Origin of the sequence: Desulfovibrio sp. 7SRBS1, from assembly GCF_049723905.1 — a bacterium.
GTDB lineage: Bacteria > Desulfobacterota > Desulfovibrionia > Desulfovibrionales > Desulfovibrionaceae.
In genome coordinates, this window is record NZ_JBJKFD010000001.1 from 3,080,416 (window position 1) to 3,099,946 (window position 19,531).

17 protein-coding genes are annotated in these 19,531 nt (G+C 57.5%); 11 read left to right on the forward strand and 6 right to left on the reverse strand.

The annotated features are described in order from the left end of the window. Window positions 1–530: 530 nt before the first annotated feature. From ACI0FJ_RS13850 to ACI0FJ_RS13865, 4 genes are all read left to right on the forward strand, one after another. Window positions 531–1,934 (forward strand): NAD(P)/FAD-dependent oxidoreductase, encoded by a 1,404-nt coding sequence (locus tag ACI0FJ_RS13850; RefSeq protein ID WP_424304487.1) that lies wholly within the window; start codon window positions 531–533, stop codon window positions 1,932–1,934. 24 nt (window positions 1,935–1,958) lie between these two features. Next, window positions 1,959–2,201, forward strand: a complete 243-nt coding sequence (locus ACI0FJ_RS13855; RefSeq protein ID WP_424304488.1) for a hypothetical protein — start codon at window positions 1,959–1,961, stop codon at window positions 2,199–2,201. A 248-nt stretch (window positions 2,202–2,449) separates the two neighbouring features. Further along, entirely contained in the window at window positions 2,450–2,860 is a 411-nt protein-coding gene (locus tag ACI0FJ_RS13860) for an EamA family transporter (protein ID WP_424304489.1), read from the forward strand. 32 nt (window positions 2,861–2,892) lie between these two features. After that, window positions 2,893–3,687: a DUF169 domain-containing protein gene (locus tag ACI0FJ_RS13865; RefSeq protein ID WP_424304490.1), complete on the forward strand. Its 795-nt coding sequence runs from the start codon at window positions 2,893–2,895 to the stop codon at window positions 3,685–3,687. 642 nt (window positions 3,688–4,329) lie between these two features. On the opposite strand, the gene ACI0FJ_RS13870 is transcribed toward ACI0FJ_RS13865, so the two are convergent. Further along, a complete protein-coding gene (locus tag ACI0FJ_RS13870) occupies window positions 4,330–4,950 on the reverse strand; it encodes a TetR/AcrR family transcriptional regulator (RefSeq protein ID WP_424304491.1) in 621 nt (206 codons plus the stop codon). Window positions 4,951–5,107: 157 nt separating this feature from the next. Between ACI0FJ_RS13870 and ACI0FJ_RS13875 the strand changes: the two genes are divergently transcribed. Further along, the gene (locus ACI0FJ_RS13875) at window positions 5,108–5,908 is read left to right on the forward strand and encodes an EFR1 family ferrodoxin (RefSeq protein ID WP_424304492.1); all 801 of its coding nucleotides are present in this window, start codon (window positions 5,108–5,110) and stop codon (window positions 5,906–5,908) included. Window positions 5,909–6,979: 1,071 nt separating this feature from the next. Here ACI0FJ_RS13875 and ACI0FJ_RS13880 read toward each other — a convergent pair. Next, on the reverse strand, window positions 6,980–8,581 hold the full coding sequence (locus tag ACI0FJ_RS13880) for a glycosyltransferase family protein (protein WP_424304493.1): 1,602 nt from the start codon (window positions 8,579–8,581) through the stop codon (window positions 6,980–6,982). A gap of 82 nt (window positions 8,582–8,663) precedes the next feature. Here ACI0FJ_RS13880 and ACI0FJ_RS13885 point away from each other — a divergent pair, with 82 nt between their 5' ends. The 5 genes from ACI0FJ_RS13885 to ruvB are packed head-to-tail and all read left to right on the forward strand — an operon-like array spanning window position 8,664 to window position 12,141. Then, the gene (locus tag ACI0FJ_RS13885; RefSeq protein WP_424304494.1) at window positions 8,664–9,290 is read left to right on the forward strand and encodes an RlmE family RNA methyltransferase; all 627 of its coding nucleotides are present in this window, start codon (window positions 8,664–8,666) and stop codon (window positions 9,288–9,290) included. A gap of 35 nt (window positions 9,291–9,325) precedes the next feature. Continuing rightward, the gene (locus tag ACI0FJ_RS13890; protein WP_424304495.1) at window positions 9,326–10,066 is read left to right on the forward strand and encodes a YebC/PmpR family DNA-binding transcriptional regulator; all 741 of its coding nucleotides are present in this window, start codon (window positions 9,326–9,328) and stop codon (window positions 10,064–10,066) included. Window positions 10,067–10,070: 4 nt separating this feature from the next. Further along, window positions 10,071–10,580: a crossover junction endodeoxyribonuclease RuvC gene (gene ruvC / locus ACI0FJ_RS13895; RefSeq protein ID WP_424304496.1), complete on the forward strand. Its 510-nt coding sequence runs from the start codon at window positions 10,071–10,073 to the stop codon at window positions 10,578–10,580. After that, entirely contained in the window at window positions 10,577–11,182 is a 606-nt protein-coding gene (gene ruvA, locus ACI0FJ_RS13900; protein WP_424306570.1) for a Holliday junction branch migration protein RuvA, read from the forward strand. Before ruvC ends, ruvA begins: the two co-directional genes overlap by 4 nt. Then, on the forward strand, window positions 11,182–12,141 hold the full coding sequence (gene ruvB / locus ACI0FJ_RS13905; RefSeq protein WP_424304497.1) for a Holliday junction branch migration DNA helicase RuvB: 960 nt from the start codon (window positions 11,182–11,184) through the stop codon (window positions 12,139–12,141). The genes ruvA and ruvB overlap by 1 nt, the downstream gene beginning before the upstream one ends. 232 nt (window positions 12,142–12,373) lie before the next feature. Here ruvB and ACI0FJ_RS13910 read toward each other — a convergent pair whose 3' ends face one another. The 3 genes from ACI0FJ_RS13910 to lysE form a co-directional block, all read right to left on the reverse strand. Continuing rightward, window positions 12,374–15,106 carry a glycosyltransferase gene (locus ACI0FJ_RS13910; protein WP_424304498.1) on the reverse strand — a complete coding sequence of 911 codons (2,733 nt, stop codon included), beginning with the start codon at window positions 15,104–15,106 and terminating at the stop codon, window positions 12,374–12,376. Next, complete coding sequence (locus tag ACI0FJ_RS13915; RefSeq protein WP_424304499.1) at window positions 15,103–16,647, reverse strand: HlyD family efflux transporter periplasmic adaptor subunit; 1,545 nt, start codon at window positions 16,645–16,647, stop codon at window positions 15,103–15,105. The genes ACI0FJ_RS13910 and ACI0FJ_RS13915 overlap by 4 nt, the downstream gene beginning before the upstream one ends. 486 nt (window positions 16,648–17,133) lie before the next feature. Further along, window positions 17,134–17,751 carry an L-lysine exporter gene (gene lysE, locus ACI0FJ_RS13920; protein WP_424304500.1) on the reverse strand — a complete coding sequence of 206 codons (618 nt, stop codon included), beginning with the start codon at window positions 17,749–17,751 and terminating at the stop codon, window positions 17,134–17,136. A 126-nt stretch (window positions 17,752–17,877) separates the two neighbouring features. Here lysE and ACI0FJ_RS13925 point away from each other — a divergent pair, with 126 nt between their 5' ends. Then, entirely contained in the window at window positions 17,878–18,792 is a 915-nt protein-coding gene (locus tag ACI0FJ_RS13925; protein ID WP_424304501.1) for a LysR family transcriptional regulator ArgP, read from the forward strand. A gap of 210 nt (window positions 18,793–19,002) precedes the next feature. Here ACI0FJ_RS13925 and ACI0FJ_RS13930 read toward each other — a convergent pair whose 3' ends face one another. Next, window positions 19,003–19,437 (reverse strand): 3D domain-containing protein, encoded by a 435-nt coding sequence (locus ACI0FJ_RS13930; RefSeq protein WP_424304502.1) that lies wholly within the window; start codon window positions 19,435–19,437, stop codon window positions 19,003–19,005. Window positions 19,438–19,531: the final 94 nt, after the last annotated feature.

Genomic DNA, 19,531 nt, shown 5'->3' on the forward strand with positions numbered 1-19,531 from the left:
GCCACCCGCGGTGGGGGAGAAGGGGCGGCTGAAAAAGGCGCGCTAGCTTCGTTGTTTCATCTTTCCCAGAACCCTCGTGTATAAAAGAATACACTTCGGAACCTGTGAAAGACTCACGCCTTGCTATCGTACCTTTTTGAGCCACCCCAGAAATTGGGATGGGGAAGGTAAAAAGCAGGGTTGGTTGGAAGCACTGGCTCAACAGCATTTTTGCCAAGCAATTTTTCTCGGCGCAAAGTTTGGCAGCGCGGAGTTCGTCATCGAAAAAAGCCCGGTGTAAGGCCGGGCTTTTTTCGTGTTCTTTGGGGCGCAGTGTTTCACTCGTTACGGTCATCGCGACCTGTAATATTCAAATGCGGGCGGCAGTTAAGCGCATTTGCGGAACTGTTGCAAAGCGTGCGTAGCCGCTGCCTGCCGCGAAAGTGACGTTTTTATGCTTGCAAGCGATAATTTAGTGTGCTTATACTAAGAATTCCGGCCTAGCGCCTGGAGTATTTCATTTCATAAAAGTAATCTACAGGAGGGCTGCCATGAACAAGCCCGAAACAAAGTCCCAGTTTGATGTCGTCATTGTCGGAGCAGGGCCCGCGGGTCTTTTTTCCGCCTTTTATCTGGCCGAGCACACCGATCTCGACATCCTGCTCATTGACAAGGGCAGAGCCTCGCTCAAGCGCAAATGCCCCATCAGCCTGGAAAAGGAAGAATGCATCAAGTGCAAACCCTGCAATATTCTTGCGGGCGTGGGCGGTGCAGGTCTCTTTTCCGACGGCAAGCTCAACTTCATCCACATCTTGGGCAAAACCGACCTCACCCAGTTCATGTCTGCCTCCGCAGCCATGGAACTCATCGACGAAACCGAAGCCATTTTCAACCGTTTCGGCATGGACGGCCCGGTCTATCCCACGGACTGGGAAACGGCCAAGGAAATCCGCAAGGAAGCCAAAAAAGCGGGCATTCAGCTGCTGCTCATCAAGCAGAAGCATCTGGGCAGCGACAACCTGCCCGGTCACATTGCCGGAATGGCCGACTATCTGGAAGAAAAGGGCGTCACCATCCGCACCTCGGAAGAGGTGGAGGACGTGGTTGTGGAAGACGGCCGCGTGGTTGGCGTGGTCACCACCAAGCGCCAATACGACTGCGGCAAGGTCATCCTGGCCCCCGGACGCGTGGGTGCGGACTGGGTGGGCAAGGTTGCCACCCGCTGCGGCCTCAGCCTGTCCCAGCGCGGCATAGAGGTCGGCGTGCGCGTGGAAGTGCACAACGACATCATGAACGACCTCACCAACGTGATCTACGACCCCACCTTTTTTGTGCAGACCCAAAAGTACGACGACCAGACCCGTACCTTCTGCACCAACCGGGGCGGCTTTGTTACCTTGGAAAACTACCAGGACTTTGTCTGCGTCAACGGCCACGCCTACCGCAACAAGAAGAGCGAAAACACCAACTTCGCCTTTTTGTCCAAGGCCGTGCTTACCGAACCGGTTACGGACAACCAGGCCTATGGCGAATCCATCGGACGTCTGGCAACCCTTACCGGCGGAGGCAAGCCCCTTTTGCAGCGCTATGGCGACCTCAAGCGCGGTCGCCGCTCCACCTGGAGCCGCATCCGCAAGGGCTATGTGGAGCCGACCCTGACCAACGTGGTCTGCGGCGACATTGCCATGGCCCTGCCCGAACGCATCCTGACCAACCTTGTGGAAGGGCTGGAAAAGCTGGATAACGTCGTGCCCGGCGTGGCAAACGACGAGACCCTGCTTTATGCGCCGGAGATCAAGTTCTTTGCCACCCAGATTGAAACCGACAACAACCTTGAGACCGCAATCAAAGGGATGTATGTTGCCGGGGATGGCCCCGGTGTGGCCGGGAACATTGTTTCCGCCGCAGCCACGGGCATCATTCCGGCCAAGGCCATTGCCGGAAGCAAAGACTAAATTCGTACAACGGGAGCGCAGGCCATGAAGTACATCATGTTCGAAGACTTTGCAGGCAAACCCCTGCCCATCATCTTTCCGGAACGTATTGAATTTGATGAGTTCCGTGAGCAGATCCCCTACTCTTCGGTGCGCTCCGCCGGTTTTGTAGTGCAGGACCCGCAAGGGCTGCGCTGCTACGGCAAGGCCAAGAACCTCGGGCCGGAGGTGATTACCGCCCACCCGGACGACGCGGCCATCATTGCCGAAAACTTCGAGGAAAAGTAACAGCCGGCAGCGGCCTGGGCCATATGGCTGGCCCGATGAGTGGCCCGGATTTTTCCTCGTCTTTCGCGTTTCTTTAGCGAACGCGGCAAGAACGCCCAACAAAAAAATGCCCCCGATGGAATGCACGTTCCACCGGGGGCTTTTGTATTTCTGCGTCTGTAGAAAATATTGAAAAACGGTTGCCGATATATTGCGTTGGCGGTAAAAAGAAGAATCCCCTCAATTTTCAATGCCAAGAGAGAAAAAGCGTGCCCAACTGGCTTCTGCCTGCCACAGTCACCCTTGTATGCTGGGGCCTGTGGGGCTTTGTTCCCAAAATCACCACCCGTTATATCAGCCCCACCAGCGCCATTGTCTACGAAACCCTGGGATGCGCCATAATGGGCGTTGTCACCCTTGTTTTTCTGGGATTTCGGCCCGATACCGACATCAGAGGTGCCGGGCTGGCCGTTTCAACCGGTATTCTCGGCATGGTTGGTGCGCTTGGTTTTCTCTATGCGGTCAAGCTGGGAAAAGTCTCTGTTGTCGCCATGTTCACGGCGCTTTCCCCGGTGGTGACCGTGCTGCTCGGCGTTCTGCTGCTCAAGGAAGCCCTTACCGTCAAGGAAGTGCTCGGTATGGTCTGCGCACTAACTTCCATTTATTTATTCACCAGCTGAGGTGAACAAACAGCTCCTCCGGAGGACAGACGATGAATACGCCCGCCTTTTCGGAACAAGTGGACCTCTTCACTGCCGCCCTCGGTCTGCCCGAGGAGCCATTGGGCCTGTACTATACGGACAGCAGACCCGCCTTTGGCTTTTCCCCCAGGCCCCAGACCCCGCTCTCGCAACTTCCTAAAGAAAATGACGGCAATCTGAATTGGACATCGTGCCTGCTGGGCAAGCTTCGCCGCGCCCGCAGGGAAAAAGCCCCGGCTTTTTTTGACGAGGAACGCTACGGATGCTCGGGCGGAGCGTTTTTTATGGGGTTCAAGCCGGATTACGAACCCTTTGAACCGGCACTTCTTTCCACTGGAATTCCCGGAAAAATACCCGGCGAACGCTATGTGGATTCCCCGGAAACAGGCGAACGCTTCTACAACGATTTTCAACCGCTGGAAGCCTCCGGCCCGGTGCTGGTGGCCCAAGCCCTCAGCCTGTTTCAGGACGAAGAACGGCCCGAACTCGTCATCATGTTCCCGAACAGAAAAAGTCTTATCGGCCTCAATGCTCTGACCGTTTTTTTAACTGGCGATATGAACGCCGTGAAGATGCCCTTTGGCGTTGGCTGCTGTACAACGGTGTGCTGGCCCAGAAAGCTTCTGGCGCAAGGCAAAACCTGCGCCGTGGTCGGCGGGTACGACATCAATATGATCAAATACCTCAAGGACGGGGAATTGATTTATACCGTGCCCTACGGGTTGTTCCTTCATATGGTGGAGAAGTGGCATTTGGCCGTACCGGGGACGAGGGCTTGGGGGAGGCTGATGGACAAAACCAGCTAGTTTTCAGGCTGCTGAAAAAGGGGCGCTAGCGGCGTTGTTTCATCTTTTCCAGAACCCTCGTGTATAGAAGAATACACTTCGGAACCTGGGAAAGACTCACGCCTTGCTTTCGCACCTTTTTGAGCAGCCTGGAGGAGAAAGAGTTTTTCAGCAGTTGTTGGCTACCCCTGGCCCGCAATATGATTGAGAAACTCAAGGGGATGGTTTTTACGGAATTAAACCGATAAATTTAGACCGCAAGTTCAACCTTTGAGCGTATATTAATTCCCCTCCACCAATGGCCTTCTATTCGCCACGCTTCGTGGCGTAACTGTTGTGCAAACACTTGAAAGGCAGCTTACGAAGCTATGGCGCAAGGACGTTACCTCACCTGGCTTGGTGCAAAGAGGCGGCAATATCGTCTTGATAAATACCTGCGGCCCCTTGAGGCTGGAGGGGGAGGGGAAGGTGCCGGAAACAACCGGGGGGACCTGGCCTTATCAGGTCCCCCCACTGTTTCTGGCAAAGAATCATAAAAAGTGGCTTGGCTGACATACGAAGGGACACCATGTCTCCCTTCATTCCCACATCCTCTTCCCTCTTCAATGCGCGGAAGGCGCATTGTGCTTTGCTTTTTTTATTTTCTGTACAAGCATGCCCCGCCTAAACCAACCCCATAACCACCTCTGTCAATTCATCCGCAAACCCTTCATCCATCCTTCCATGTCCCACCAGCAACCGATACCACATGGCCCCGAAAACAATGTCCGTAAGCATCTCCGGGCTATGAACAGACCCGATTTGTCCACTCTCCATTGCACGCGAAAAAATTGAAAGCAACACTGCCCGCCGCTGGGCAACGAAATTTTCCCGAAACCTCTTCCTGAATGGCTCATCCATCTGCGCCTGCGCCATGAGAAAACGTAAATGGATGCCTCCCCAATCGGTCAGAGCCGTCATGGACTGCCGCAGAAATTCATTGAGCGTGCCCCGGAAGGTTTCGGCATCGGGAACACCAATGTCCGCATCGGCCCTGTTGAGAACCACCTCCAAAACAATATCCGCCACCGAAGGCCACCAACGGTAGATGGTCGGTTTGCCAACCCCGGAGCGGCGGGCAATGGCGGCAATGGTCAACCCGCTTCCGCCCTCTTCATCCAAAAGAGCGCGTGTGGCTTTCAGTACGGCATCCTGCGACTTTTCGCTTCTGGGGCGCCCGATCTGGCGTGTCGTGGAGCGTGTTGTGGGGCGTTCGGCAGAGCTTTTGGGGTTTGTTTGCTGCATTGGCAGTCCTTGGGGTGCGGGTGGAGATTTATGGCTGTCCATTGACAGGTTTTTATAGTTTCGTTACTCATAGTAAAGAAACTAAGGTTTGTAAACCGTAATCAGCCTGCGTGTGGCCTAAATCGTTTCCAGTCTTTGGGGCTAAAAGGGGAATTCAATGCATATCAAGTCTATCAAGCTTGCCTACTTTTCACCGACCGGAACAACCAAAAAGGTTTCCCAGGCAATAGCCTTGGGAATCAAGCCTGACGCCATTGAACCCATCGACATCACCAGCCCGGCAGCACGGGAAGAAACTCTGCATGTGGCTGGGGACGAACTGCTTCTTCTGGCAGTTCCCGTATACATGGGAAGGGTGCCGGAGATTGTTGGCGGCTGGCTGGAAAAACTTCAGGCCCAAGATAGCCCCACGGTGTGCGTTGTGGTCTATGGAAACCGTGCATACGAGGACGCACTTCTTGAACTGAAATATGTGGTTACAAAATGCGGGGGCCGTCCCATTGCCGGAGCCGCATACATTGGCGAGCACTCCTTTTCTACAGCGGAAAATCCCGTGGCGCAGGGACGGCCCGACAAAGACGACTTGGAACACGCCAAGGCATTCGGGCGGAAAATACGCGAAAAACTCCAGTCCGCTGCCACCCTGTCCCAACTCTCGGATGTCGAATTCCCAGGCGTTTTTCCCTACAGGGGAAGCACCACACTTTGGGATGTGGATTTTATAGAAGTAAGCAACGCCTGCACCCAGTGCGGCACCTGCGCACAAGTCTGCCCGGCTGGTGCCATTGCCCCGGACGACAGCACGCAGATTGACCTGAAAAAGTGTATCACCTGCTGCGCCTGCATTAAAAAGTGCCCGGAAAATGCCAGAAGCATGAAGCCTGGGCCGGTGATGGAGGCTTCGAAAAGGCTGAATACTTTGTTTAATGAGAGAAAAGAGCCGTTTGCAGGCTGCTGAAAAAGGGGCGCTAGCGGCGTTGTTTCATCTTTCCCAGAACCCTCGTGTATAGAAGAATACACTTCGGAACCTGGGAAAGACTCACGCCTTGCTTTCGCACCTTTTTGAGCAGCCTGTTAAGAGGAAAAGCTCAGTGGGGTGACTCTCAAGTTCTACTTTTTGTGCGAGCACTAAGGGAAGCTTTTAAGGAACTAAACCTAGAAAGTTAGGCCGCACATACAGCCTACGGACGTGTATAAAACTCCCATCACCAATGGCCTTCTATTTGCCACGCTTCGTGGCATAGGGACTTGGGAAAAGCTGCGAATGCAGCTTGCGAACCTATGGCGCAAGGGTGTTATCTTATCTGGCTTGGTGCAAAGAGGCGGCAATGTCGTCTTGATAAATACCTGCGGCCCCTTAGGGCCGGAAAGGGAGGGGAAGGTTCCGGAAACAAACGGGGAAACCGGGGCCTCTCCGGGTTTCCCCACTGTTTCCGGATAATTCGACGTACCTATGCTTGGAAACTGAACGAAGGGACACCATGTCTCCCAATGTTCACGCATCTTCTTCTCCTCCTCAGGCCCCACGCAATGTCGGGGAAGATCATAACAATTTTTCGTGCATTGAAGAAAAAAGAGGATGTGGGAGTGACGGAAGGCACGGTGTCCCTTCGTTTGTCATCCCAGCTATTTTTTATGATTCTTTGCCAGAAACAGTGGGGGGACCTGATAAGGCCAGGTCCCCCCGGTTGTTTCCGGCACCTTCCCCTCCCCCTCCAGCCTCAAGGGGCCGCAGGTATCTGGGCAGAAGTCTTTGCCGCCCTTTTGCACCAAGTCAGGTGATGTAATACCCTTGCGCCATAGGTTCGCAAGCTGCATTGGCAAATTGGGGGGAGTAGCTATGCCACGAAGCGTGGCAAATAGAAGGCCATTGGTGGTGGAAATTACTTTCTCGCCGGAAAACTGAACGTATGGTCTGAATTTTACGGTTAAATTCCGTAAAAACATTCCCTTATGTTCCCACAATATAATGCGGGTCCAGGGGCATCATGCCCCTGGCGGAGTCCAGAGGCAGCGCCTCTGGCTATACTTATGCTATACAGCCCAATACTCGTTCCATCCGATGCCTATACATATGCCCCTCTACGAGCACCCCCTGCCACTGCCTGATAATCTCCTCGCGCCTGCCAGCCCCCGCCTCAATCCGCTCCAACAACGCCGGAATCTCACCGGGCCGTGAAAAGCAGACCTCCCGCACCAGCTCCTGGGGGAAAATCGATAAGCCCGGCGTGACGTCCGTCAACAACATCCCCCCACTCATCCAGACGTCGAAATGTCGCTGTGTGAGCCCGTGCGGCAATAACAAACTGGTCATGTTCAAGACCCCGCGCGCCTGCCCATAGACGGCTGGCAGCTCGGTATAATAGTCCACTGCCTCGGCCAGCTCTGCCTTACCGAACAAAATATCCAGCCATCCCGCGTCGCCGTGCACCCGCAAGGGGAGCCGCGCGGCCGCCTGTAGCACACAATGCGCCCGCCATGCCTGGGAAGACTGCTCCGCCCCAAACCCCGGCAACCGTGCCGCCTTGCCCGGCCACAACGTTTCCGTGGGCAGATTGTTGAGCCACCAGCCATAGTCGGGCCAGTCGACATCCGCCACGCGCCCCTGTTCCAGCAGGGCCGAGGCCCGCGCGGTCAATTCTTGGGGCAGACGCAAGCCGGAAAAAAATTTGTTCTTGTCCGGAAAGGCCGAACTGCCCACAAAGACGATCTTGTCGTGGCGTGGGGTGGCGGGCAGGGGTTGAGCGGCAAACCCCTCCCACGCGGCCAGGGGCAGGTGATGCACACTACGCGCACCCATGCTGCGCAGCCGGGGGATGAACCAGTCGTCCGTGACAAACAGGGGCACGTCCTTCCAAAAGGGCGACCTGAGCCCGGAGAGCAGATGAAAAGGATTGTCCACACACCACACGGCCACGGGAATGCTTGCGGCGCGCAGCAGATGATACAGCTCCCCGTTGCCGTCCAGACCGTGAAAATTCAGGCTGAAAAAAAGCTCGGGCCGGACATGACGCAACCGCTCCATTGTCTGGGGCGCGGCCTGCTCCCGGTCCAATTCCACTGGGGAAAGCCCCAGCGATGCAAAGGCCGAAGAAATCTCGCGCCGCAGCAGGTCGGTAGGGGCGGTGGGCAGCCAGACCTCGCGCACTTTGGCGGGCGGTCCCTGCGGACAGATGCGGCTTAGGTGCAGACCAGCCAGAATCGGCCCCCAAAACGAGGGGAACAGGGATTGCGCAGGCCGGTAGATGACGACGCGGGCAGGGGAAAGGGAGCGGACGTCCTTGGGGGAAATTTTCGTCGGTGAAATTTTCGTCCAGCCCTGTGGAATGGCCTGGTGCCAGGCTGTGGACATCTGCGAGATAAATTCCGGGCACTCTACATAATATACGCTGCTGCCCGAATTTTTGGGCCCCAGAAGTGCGGACAGTTCCTCCGGCGCAGGGCCGAGGCCCAGCACCAGCGTGACATGGAGCGCGTTTGGGGGGACGTTTGGGAGAGTCTTGGGTTGTGCGCCGGAAACCTCATATTGCCCACCACCCGAGGCCAGGGTCCGGCTCTGTCCCAGCTCGTTGACTATCCGCACACGTTCTGGACGCCCGGAAAAATCCTTTTTTTCTGGCTGATTTTTCACGCAAACATCACATTGGCTTGCGGCCGTGTTTCAAGTATGCTCATCCACCCGGCGGCATTCCGCCGCCAAATCAGGACATACCATGAAACAATATCGCGACCATTATTTCAAGCGGGCCAAACAGGAAAACTATCCTGCCCGGTCTGTATACAAACTCCAGGAAATCAACAAGCGTTTCCACATTTTGCGCAAGGATGACGTTGTGCTCGACCTGGGCGCAACCCCCGGCTCCTGGAGCCTTTTCGCCGCCAAATGCGTTGCCCCGGGCGGGCGCGTGCTGGCGGCCGACATCCAAAGCAACGAGACCAAATTTCCGGACAACGTCACCTTTATGCAGGAAGACGTGTTCGACCGGTCCGCGGAGTTCGAGGCCGAGCTGCAAAGCTGGATGCCCTTTGATGTGGTCATCAGCGATATGGCGCCCAAAACGACGGGAATTAAGTTTACGGACCAGGCACGCTCGGTGGCGCTGTGCGAAGAGGCGCTTGCCGTGGCAATGCACTGTCTGGTAAAGGGCGGCCACTTCGTGGTAAAAATTTTCGAGGGGCCGGATTCCAAAACATATTCCGACGGCCTCCGTAAATTGTTCGACAAAGTCAAATACTTCAAGCCGAAAAGCTCGCGCGACGAGAGCAAGGAAATTTTCATCGTGGCCCTTGGGTTCAAGGGGGCCGACGGACCTGCCGCGCACGGTCAGGACGCCGTATAAGCGCCGCTTTTCGCGAACCTACAGGAGAGTGGATTATGTCAGGACATAGTAAATGGGCAAACATCAAGCGCCGCAAGGGCGCACAGGATGTAAAGCGTGGCAAGGCCTTTACCAAGGCTGCCAAGGAAGTCATGCTGGCTGCAAAACACGGCGGGGACCCGAACTTCAACCCCCGTTTGCGTACGGCCATTGCCGCGGCCAAGGCCGTGAACCTGCCCAAGGATAAAATCGATACCGCCATCAAAAAAGGCACGGGCGAACTGCAGTCCGAGACTTTCGATGAAGTGATGTACGAGGGCTATGGTCCGTCCGGCGTGGCCATTCTGGTGGAAGCCGCCACGGACAACAAGAACCGCACCGTTGCCGACGTGCGCCACATCTTCAGCCGCCGTGGTGGCAACATGGGTGAAAGCGGCAGCGTGGCCTGGATGTTCGACCGCAAGGGCATGTTTGTCTTTTCCAAGGAAAAATACGACGAAGACACCCTGCTGGAAATCGGGCTGGAAGCCGGAGCCGAAGATGTTGCCGAGGAAGATGATTCCCTGGTCGTTACCTGCGCCTTCGAGGACTTCGGTGCGCTGCAGCAGGCTTTTGACGACGCGGAAATGATCTACGAAAGCGCGGAAACCACCATGATTGCCCAGAACAATATTGATCTGGACCTGGAATCCGCACGCAAGCTTTTGGACATGATGGAAGCACTGGAAGACCATGAGGACGTTCAGAACGTCTATGCGAACTTCGACATGTCCGACGAAGTAATGGCGGAACTGTAATACAATGAGCAATGATGCAGCATTACGGGTGCTGGGCATCGACCCCGGCTCCCGCTATACCGGCTACGGCTTCATAACCGAACAGTCCGGAACGCTGCGTCTTGTGGAGGCGGGCGTCATAACCCTTACCTCCAAAAAAGATTTGTACGAGCGGCTGGGACTGCTTTTCAACAAGCTGTCCCTCCTGCTTGATACCTACGCCCCCCACGAAGTGGCTGTGGAAAACGTTTTTGTATCCAAAAACGTCATGTCCGCGCTCAAGCTGGGCCAAGCCAGGGGAGCCGCTCTGGCCGCCTGCGCCGGACGCGGCCTGCCCGTGCATTCCTACGAGCCCACGCTGGTCAAAAAGAGTATCGTGGGCGTGGGGCGGGCCCAGAAATCCCAGGTAGCCTTCATGGTCGGACAACTGCTCAACACCAAGGAACAATGGCGCGAAGACGCAAGCGACGCCCTGGCGGTGGCCGTGTGCCACTGCAACGAACGCCGTATGCGGCGGCTGGCGAGGCTGGCATGATCGCCTACATCACCGGCTCCCTCATCGAGTTCACGGAAGACTCCTGCCTGGTGCTTACCGGCAGCGGAGTGGGCTACGAGCTGCGCCTTACGGCCCCCACGCTCTCGCGCCTGCCGCAAAAGGGCGCGGAAGTCGCCTATTTTGTCCAGCCCGTCATTCGCGAGGACGCCTTCGACCTCTACGGTTTCGATACCTTTGAGGAGCGTTCCCTGTTCCAGGTGCTGACCTCCATTTCCCGGCTGGGGCCGAAAAAAGCCCTGGCCATTCTTTCGCGCTTCCTGCCCGACGAACTGCACCGCGTGGTCTACGACGAAGATCTGGCCGCGCTTTCCAGCGTGTCCGGCATCGGCAAAAAGACCGGACAGCAGATTCTCCTCGAACTCAAGTTCAAGCTGGGTGCCGAGGGCGCCATAAAGGGCCGCATCGTGGCACCGCCCCAGGCGGGCGGCGTATTTTCCGACGCCCTGGCCGGGCTGAAGAACCTGGGCTATTCCGAAGAGGAAGCCGCGCCCGTACTGCGCCGCATTTTGGAGAAGGATTCCGCCATGGACGTTACCGAAGCCCTGCGCAGCGCCCTTAAAACCATGGCCTCGGAACGCTGATGAGCACTTTGCCGCAGGACGACACCATCCGGCCCAAACGCCTGGACGACTTTATCGGCCAGGACGAACTGCGGGCCAACCTTCAGGTCTTTATCCGCGCCGCCTGCGAACGCGGCAAGGCCATGGACCACACCCTGTTCTACGGCAACCCCGGCCTGGGCAAGACCACCCTGGCGCAAATCATGGCCTCGGAGCTGGGCGTCAACATGGTCAGCACTTCCGGCCCGGTGCTGGAACGCTCGGGGGATCTGGCCGCCATCCTCACCAATCTGCAGCGCAACGACATACTTTTCGTGGACGAAATCCACCGCATGCCTGCTTCGGTGGAGGAAGTGCTCTACCCGGCCATGGAAGATTTCAAGCTCGACCTTATTATCGGGCAGGGACCGGGCGCGCGCACCGTGAAGATAGACGTGGAGCCGTTCACCCTGGTGGGCGCCACCACCCGCCTGGGCCTGCTCACCTCGCCGCTGCGCGACCGTTTTGGCGTGATCCAGCGGTTGGAATTCTACGAACCGGCCGATCTGTCCCGCATTGTACTGCGTTCTGCCGCCATTTTGGGCATGGACGTGGACGAGAGCGGCGCGCTGGAAATCGGCAAGCGTTCCAGGGGAACCCCCCGCATTGCCAACCGGCTGCTGCGCCGCGTGCGCGACTTTGCGGAAGTGAAGTCCTGCTGCCTCATCGACGACTGCATGGCCATGGAGGCTCTGAACCGTCTGGACGTGGACCCCATGGGGCTGGACCAGATGGACCGCAAGATCCTCATGACCATCATCGAGCACTACCAGGGCGGCCCTGTGGGCGCGAAGACCCTGGCCGTGGCCTGTTCCGAGGAAGTCCGCACCATTGAGGAAATCTACGAACCCTACCTTATCCAGAACGGATTCATCAAACGCACCCCGCGTGGCCGTGTTGCCACGGCCAAGGCCTACAAACATCTGAAGATACTCGGGTAATATCCGCGAAACTCTCTCGAAGTTTCTGTTGGGGAGTTTTGTTGGAGATTGCGGATGAAAAAACGCGTGCACAAGGCCGTTTCTGGCTGTCTGCACGCGTACTTCTTTGCTTTGCGGAGTAATTTTTTCCGAAAATTCCCGTAGGCTGAAGGGCAAATTTGGTTGCTGATGGCTTGTCTTACGCGGGCGGAGTCGCTTTCTCAGAGCGTCACCCTTTCATAAGAACGCTGCACTACTTGGTCGCCTGATCCTTGTCCGGCTGCCCCTTGGCCGACTGAACCTTGGCCGACATCTTTTCGCTGGTCCGCTCCATCACCACGTTGCCCGGCCCGTCTGGCGAGGCCCAGTGGTCACCGCCTTGGCGCATGCGGGTTACCTTGCCCCATTTGTGATAGGGCGGCGGGGCCAGCACGCAGTCCACAACCCTGTTGCGGCTGGAAAATCCGCCGTGAAAGTTGACGTCGGTTTCCAGGGTGCTGTTGGTGACGGTGTTGTCCGCACTGCTCCACTGGAAGGCAAGGTGACGGATGGCGCGCACCGTGGAATCGCTCAGGGAGCAGCCAAAGGCGCGGGCAAAACGCACGTAGCCGTTGCCGCCTCTGCCTTTGTTCCAGGCCCCTTGTATGAACATGTTGGCGGCTGCGCAGTCCAGGGCGCGGTCAAAGTCCAGAGGGTGGCGTCCGGCATTGATGATCGCCATATCCGAGGCCGTGCAGTCGGCGGCCCATTGAAAACGTATGCCGTCCACTGCGTACTCCGGTGCGGTGTTGGCGTAGTTTTTCGGGAAAGGGGGCACGCGTCCCGGAACTTGCTGTTCCAAGGCGAAATCGCGCAGATGGATGCCGGTGAGCATGTGCGGCGCGCTGACCTGGGTTCCTGCGGGCAGGTCGATATCCAGGGGGCGGGCGATGAAAACGAACCCCCCGGTGGAGTCCACCACATGGTAGAAACGCTGGCGCAGTTGCGGGGTCTTTTTGCGCCAGGCCGTATCGCCAATGGAGTCGAGAAATTCCGGGGTGTTGGGCGCGGACAGCCAGATGAAACGGGCGTCCTTGGGCCAGCTTGGAATGTGCAGCACGCGCCTTCCGGCCCGCACCGGCGAGGCCAGGGGAGGCAGCAGAGGGCCGCGTCCGCCGCGGATGTAGAGCAGCGCGTTTTCTTTGGTGTTTGGGGCGGCCTTGGCCGTGGAAACAAGAAATGTCTTTTCCCGGCCCGCGCCCTGCAGGGTGACGTTGGAACGGGTTATCCGGAGCGGGGTGTCCAGCCTGTAGAGGCCGTCCGGCAGGATGATGCGCAGAGGCTCGGTGGCGTTTGCCTGGGCCAGAATGGTTTGCAGCCGGGGGCTGATGTCCTGCCCGGGGGTGATGTCGTTAAGAGAGATGGTGTTGTCCGCAGGCGCGGCCATAACCTGGGGGACCAGCGTTTCTGTGCGCCCAAAGCCGTGCAGATCGACAGGCAACGCTCCGCTGGCCAGGCTGAACAGCAGCAGGAAAAAGGCGATGTTGAGCGACATGAAAACCCGCGCCGCACCATGCCATCCGCCCTGGGCCTTCACCTCGTGGGTGGTTCCGCCCTTGTTCCAGCGTTGCCGGGCCAGATTGTGCAGGCAGCGTATCTTGACGAGGCTTCCCATCCATTGGTTGTAAAGCATCAGCGGAAGCTGGGCGATGTTGAAGTCCGAGCCTTCCAGCACGTAGAACCACAGCATGATGAGCCGTGTGTAGATGACCCACACCACGTAGAAAAGAAGATAGTATACCGAGTTGCTCAGAGCCAGCATGGCGGCGCACACCGGGCCCACCAGCGGCGTCCAGACCGTGAAGCGCTGGTCCAGGATGCACCACCAGATGAAGCCGCCCATGGGCTTGGGACCTATGGCCAGGGCGCGGCCGTTGTTGCGCAGCATGTTGCCGAACCAGCGGTGCATGAGCGAAACGCTGGTGGATATGAAGTTGGAATCGCGTTCCTCCACGGCCCAGACCGTGGCATCAGGCACGTAGAGCATTTCCCAGCCCTTGCGCAAAAGCACGTACCAGGTGCTCTTGTCGTCGCCCATCAGAAACGGAATGTGGCCGAAAAGCCAGTGTTCCACATGGTCGTTTTCCACGGTGTGGATGAACTCCTCGGTCATGATGGCCTGCATGCGGAACATGCTGCACCGTCCCGTAAGGGTCAGCACGCGGCGGGACAGGCTGTGCGAGGCAAACACGTGGTGGCGTTGGGCGAACTTGAGGTTGTACCAGTCGTGCAGGGCCGTGTTGGCGTGCAGGGTCAGTGGACGGTTGCGGGTGGTTACGGCACCAAGGGCAGGACTGTCCGCAAAGAGGGACGCACATTTCTGCAATGTGCCGTGGCCGAGAACCGAGTCGCCGTCCATGAGGATGCAGAGGTCGTTGGCCTTGTCGGCGTGGTGCCGGAACGGGTCGTTGGCCAGCCGGGCAACGGTGCGCAGGGCGTGGCCGATGGCGCGGCGCTTGCCCTGCTTCTGCTCCATGAGCACCAGCTCCACGTTGTCGGCACCGGGCTCGGAGCGAACAACCTCGGTAACCAGGTTCATCTCCTCGCGCGAACCGACATTGGCGACAATGGTCGCCTGGCACGGGGTTGTGGCAAGTTCCCTGGCAATGGAGCGGAAGACCTGTTCGGAGATTTCCGGCATTTCCTGAAACGACGGCACCACCACATAGATATGGCGCGGCCACTGATTGGCATTGGCGTCGGCACTGGCGCGCAGCCTGGGGTAGACGCGCTTCATGTATATCCAGTGGCGGACCAGATGGATGAACTGCCAGGAGTATCGCCATATGCCGAACAACCCAAAGGTATAGGCTCCCCGTTCCCACAGGTACCAGACGTCGTCCGGCATGGCGGCCAGAAGACCGGCGGCCAGCACAAGGTAGAAGAGGGTGGCGGGCAGGGATTTGATGCACGCCCTTGCAATGGAAGTTTTGTTTGTCAGGGTCACGAATTGATTCCGAGACGCACGCTCAGGATATCGAGCAGCCCGGTCCGCACAAAGACCATGGCCGCGGTGCCGGGCATGACTTTTTCATTGTCTGCCAGGGTGATTTCCGCAGGCACGCGCCGTGGTGCGTCGCTGCCGGGATTCATGGTGGGCAGGCCGATGTTCTGGACCTTTCCAGCCACGTATTTGCGTTGCGATGTCAGGAAAACCTGCACATCCATTCCGGGCCGCAGATATTGCGCCCTGGACGGTGAAAACCAGGCTGTGACCTGACGTTTTCCATTGTCGGGCAGCAGCTGAACCACGGGATGTCCCTGGCGCACGTAGCTGCCTGTGGCCTCGGCAATATTGTAGACCGTACCGCTTACGGGGGCCAGGCAACGGGTGTCGGCCAGCTGGTTTTCTGCCTGAGCCAGCTCTATTTCGGCCTGGTGCAGGTCCAGCTGGGTTATGCGAACCTGGGATTCAAGGCTCAGAATGTTGCCCTGGGCCTTGCCGTTGGCCAGATATTTGCCTTGTTTCGAGGCGCGGACGTTGGACTTTCCAAAGGCGACCGCCTCTTGCAGTCCTTCCTTTTCCGCTTCCAGTTCCCGGACCCGGCTTTCGTTGGCTTCGTGCATGGACCGGCTGATAGCCTGTTGTGCCAGGAGCTTGCGGGTACGCTCGGCCTCTTTGCGTGCATAGTCCAGTTGTGCTTCCACACTGCGCAAACGTGCCAGAGAGCCCTGAATATCCCGCTGGGCCGCGTCCTTGTACAGGGAGTAGGCCGTGCGTTCCTCTTTTACCCGGGCCTGGGCAAGGGCGACTTCCTGGCGCATGCGGTCCAGATTGGCCTGGCGTTCTTCCACATCACGCAGCATGGTTTTGTCTTCAATGACAAACAAAAGCTGCTTGGGCTCTACGTGCTGGCCTTCGGAAACTTCGACTGCGCCGAGAATGCCGTTGACGGGCGGAGCACATTCGACCAGAGGCGAGGTGATGTAGGCACTGTCGCTGGAAAATCTGCCCAGGGCAAAGCCGCTGAGCCAGGCTCCGACCCCGACCAGAACGGCCACAGCCGTCAGGTACAGGGCCACGCGCGAGGCAAAGGAGCGCTTGAGCGCCACCGAGGTCTTTGTCTCCAGTGGATCGGAGGACTCCAGTCCCTGGGAGGCGGATTCGACATCCTGGATAATGGCGTCGAAGTCGTCGAGCTTTCCGGTAAGGGCCGCACGCATGTAGGAGCTCAGGGCGGCGTGTTTGGACGCGTCCCCGTTCACAAAGGAAAATCCGGCATCTCCATCCACGCACCGGGCAAGGCGCGCCTCCAGAGGCACGGCGATATCCGCCCCGCGCATGGGCAGGCGGAAAACCACGGTGCCGGTCCAGCCCTCTGCAAAGCACGCTTGTCCGTTTGCCGGGACGTCTTCGGGCAGTTCCGCCCGAAAGCCTTCAACGGACCAGTCCTTGACGCTTAGGCGGTGCCCTGCAATTTCTACATCTACGGGAATTTTAAGACGATGGGCCTTGCGAAGTTGGTTGTGTTCAAAACTTGTAGCCATAGGTGTTTGTACAAAGACGCAACAAACGGGTGAATAAGCATAGTTAATCACCTGTTCATTTTGCCTTCCCCCCCCCTCAGAGTGTTCGTCATTACATCTGCGTATTCAGTAAAGAATGAAGACATGATGACGTGTGTTGGCTGGCGCAAATTACATGCAAAATTTTGCAGCAGTTTTTTGTTGGCTTAAATCTTTCAACAATAGCGGGCACGCTTTGTTGCTTTAAGGAAAGCACTCTTCGTATTCCAACTGTGCACAAGAACGGTTGCGCTGATGATGATTGACCGTTCTTTCCATGTCATGGATCAGATAATCAATAAGCTCATTCGCAATAGTTGTGTTCTCAATCTCCTTTATGGAGAAATTGAGGTGCAACAAAAAAAGTTCTAATGCCGCAAAACCAGCTCTATAGTAAATATTCTTATCGCGGATTACATGAACATGCAAGGGTGGGGAAGTTATAAAGAAAAGAATAATTGCGGTAATTTATTGCCGCAAGGTGTGCAGAAGCAGCCCGGTGCCCACAAACCACATGATGCATCCGATGGCGGTGTCCATGATGCGCCATGCCCGGGGGCTGGAAAGCACGGGGGCCAGCAGCCGTCCGCCCAGGCAGAGGGAAAAGAACCAGACAAAGGAGGCCATGATTGCCCCGGCTCCGAACATGTATCTTTCCTGCCCCGCGAACCGGGTGCTGATGCTGCCCAGCAGGACCACTGTGTCCACGTACACGTGGGGGTTGAGAAGGGTCACGGCCAGGGTGAGGCTGACGGCGGCCTTGAACGACCGGGTGGTTTCCTTTTGCGTTTGCAGGCCTTCCTGCCCGCGCAGGGCGGAACGGAAAGAGCTGAACCCGTACCAGTACAGAAAGGCTGCACCGCCCCAGCCTGCCAGATTGCGCAGGATGGCGGAGTTGGTGATGACCGCGCCCAGCCCCGCCACTCCCGCGCTGATGAGCACGGCGTCGCACAGGCTGCATATCAGCGCGATGGTCAGGTGATGTTCCCGTTTGATGCCCTGGGTCAGCACGTAGGCGTTTTGCGCGCCGATGGCGATGATGAGGCCGCAGCCGGTTCCGAATCCTTGGGCGAGTTCCGCAATCATGGTATGTCTCCTGCCCCGAAAGGTGGCGGGGTTGTTGTGGTCGATACGGACGCGAAGCTAGCATTGCCATTTCAAGAAGTGAAATGAATGATTTTCAAGATTGATTAGTTTTGCTAATAATAAGTCATGCTCGATTACAAAGGAATAGAAGCCCTGGCCGCCGTGGTGCGCGAGGGCGGATTCGAAAAGGCGGCAGCAAGCCTGTACATTACCCAGTCCGCGGTTTCACAGCGTATCCGGGCCATTGAGGAAAGGGCCGGACGGCTGCTGCTGAACCGCACCAACCCGCCGCGTCCCACCAGCGCGGGCCGTCTGGTCCTGCGTCATCAGGCCCAGGTGGCCCTGTTGGAAAACGATCTTCAGGCCGCACTTTTTCCCGAAGCCGAGGAAGGGTTTGCGTCGCTGCCCGTGGGCGTCAATGCGGACTCGCTCGCCATCTGGTTTCACCAGGCCATGGGGAGTTTCGTGGCGCGGGAGAGGATGCTGCTGGACCTGTACGTGGACGACCAGGACCAGACCCACAAGCTGCTGCGCAAAGGGGAAGTGCTGGGGTGCGTAAGCTCCCTGGCGGAAGAGACCAGGGGGTGCCGCACGGTGCGGCTGGGCTCCATGACCTACCGCCTGGTGGCCTCGCCCGAATACGTAGCCAAATACCTGCCCGATTTCGGGACGGATTTCTGGACGGGCGGGCCGACTCTGGAGGCCATGTCCAAGGCCCCGCTGCTCTGCTTCAATCGCCGGGACAAGGTGCACGAGCCGCTCTTCGACATTATGTACAACGGCAAACAGCCCGACTCGCCCTGCCATTATGTGCCTTCCATCGAAGGGCATGTCGGCCTGGTGCTGGCCGGTGCAGGCTACGGCATGGTCCCGGACCAGCACAGCCAGCCGCATCTGCGCAGCGGGCGGCTCATAGACCTGGCGCCCGAGCATGCCCAGTGCATCGGCCTGTATTGGCATTGCTGGAATTTGGAATCGGATTTGCTCAAGCGCTTTACAAACGAGCTTGAAGAGAGGGCGGCTGGCCTTTTAGACCAGTAACGCTGGCAGGCTGCTGATAAAGACGCGATAGCTTCGTTGCTGCAAAAAACTCAAATCCTCGCGTATGTAAGAATACGCGTCGGCCTTGAGTTTTTCTCGCGCCTTGCTCTCACATCTTTCTGAGCAACCTGAAACCAAAGATTGGGTGGGCTGATTAACTGTGTCGTAGTCAAAATCTGTACTGTTTTTGCTGTTATCCCAAGCCGTTGGTTATTCCTCGTTCGTCGGCTTCCAATAAATCCGCACCCGCCGTTTGCCCCAGCGCAGGGCACCTTTTTCGTTCCGTCCGTAGTAGATGTCTATGCGGTTTTTCCATTTGCGGTTCATCTTGTCGCGCACCCGGTATTCGCCTTCCAGCCCATGGATGTACACGGGCGCGTTATGGCCCAATCCCATGGGTATGAGGTTGCGCGATACGGCAATGGCCTTTGAGCCGGGAACCATCACATCGTTCCAGGCCCCAAGGTAGGGGTGGGTGCTGGTCTGGTCGTCGTAGGAACAATAGGCCGTGGCCGTTACCACCATGGATTTCCAGCCCGGACCCGTGGGCGGTTCCCAAGCGGCAGCAGGCCTGGCAAATGCGGTCAGCCCGGCTAATGCGGTCACAAGAACGAGAAGGGCGCAGAAAATTGGGAAAATACGCATGGCAGCTCCAGGGAAGAAGGATTCAATTTTTATCTGAATACCCGGGGTGGACATTTCGCACAATGTTTTTAGGCTGCTGATAAAGAGGCGATAG

Coding starts and splice junctions, on each gene's coding strand:
- ACI0FJ_RS13865 (WP_424304490.1), top strand. CDS start 2,893: ATGAATACGCCCGCCTTTTCGGAACAAGTGGACCTCTTCACTGCCGCC.
- ruvC (WP_424304496.1), top strand. CDS start 10,071: ATGAGCAATGATGCAGCATTACGGGTGCTGGGCATCGACCCCGGCTCC.
- ruvB (WP_424304497.1), top strand. CDS start 11,182: ATGAGCACTTTGCCGCAGGACGACACCATCCGGCCCAAACGCCTGGAC.
- ACI0FJ_RS13930 (WP_424304502.1), bottom strand. CDS start 19,437: ATGCGTATTTTCCCAATTTTCTGCGCCCTTCTCGTTCTTGTGACCGCA.
- ACI0FJ_RS13875 (WP_424304492.1), top strand. CDS start 5,108: ATGCATATCAAGTCTATCAAGCTTGCCTACTTTTCACCGACCGGAACA.
- ACI0FJ_RS13855 (WP_424304488.1), top strand. CDS start 1,959: ATGAAGTACATCATGTTCGAAGACTTTGCAGGCAAACCCCTGCCCATC.
- ACI0FJ_RS13870 (WP_424304491.1), bottom strand. CDS start 4,950: ATGCAGCAAACAAACCCCAAAAGCTCTGCCGAACGCCCCACAACACGC.
- ruvA (WP_424306570.1), top strand. CDS start 10,577: ATGATCGCCTACATCACCGGCTCCCTCATCGAGTTCACGGAAGACTCC.
- ACI0FJ_RS13850 (WP_424304487.1), top strand. CDS start 531: ATGAACAAGCCCGAAACAAAGTCCCAGTTTGATGTCGTCATTGTCGGA.
- lysE (WP_424304500.1), bottom strand. CDS start 17,751: ATGATTGCGGAACTCGCCCAAGGATTCGGAACCGGCTGCGGCCTCATC.
- ACI0FJ_RS13925 (WP_424304501.1), top strand. CDS start 17,878: ATGCTCGATTACAAAGGAATAGAAGCCCTGGCCGCCGTGGTGCGCGAG.
- ACI0FJ_RS13890 (WP_424304495.1), top strand. CDS start 9,326: ATGTCAGGACATAGTAAATGGGCAAACATCAAGCGCCGCAAGGGCGCA.
- ACI0FJ_RS13885 (WP_424304494.1), top strand. CDS start 8,664: ATGAAACAATATCGCGACCATTATTTCAAGCGGGCCAAACAGGAAAAC.
- ACI0FJ_RS13915 (WP_424304499.1), bottom strand. CDS start 16,647: ATGGCTACAAGTTTTGAACACAACCAACTTCGCAAGGCCCATCGTCTT.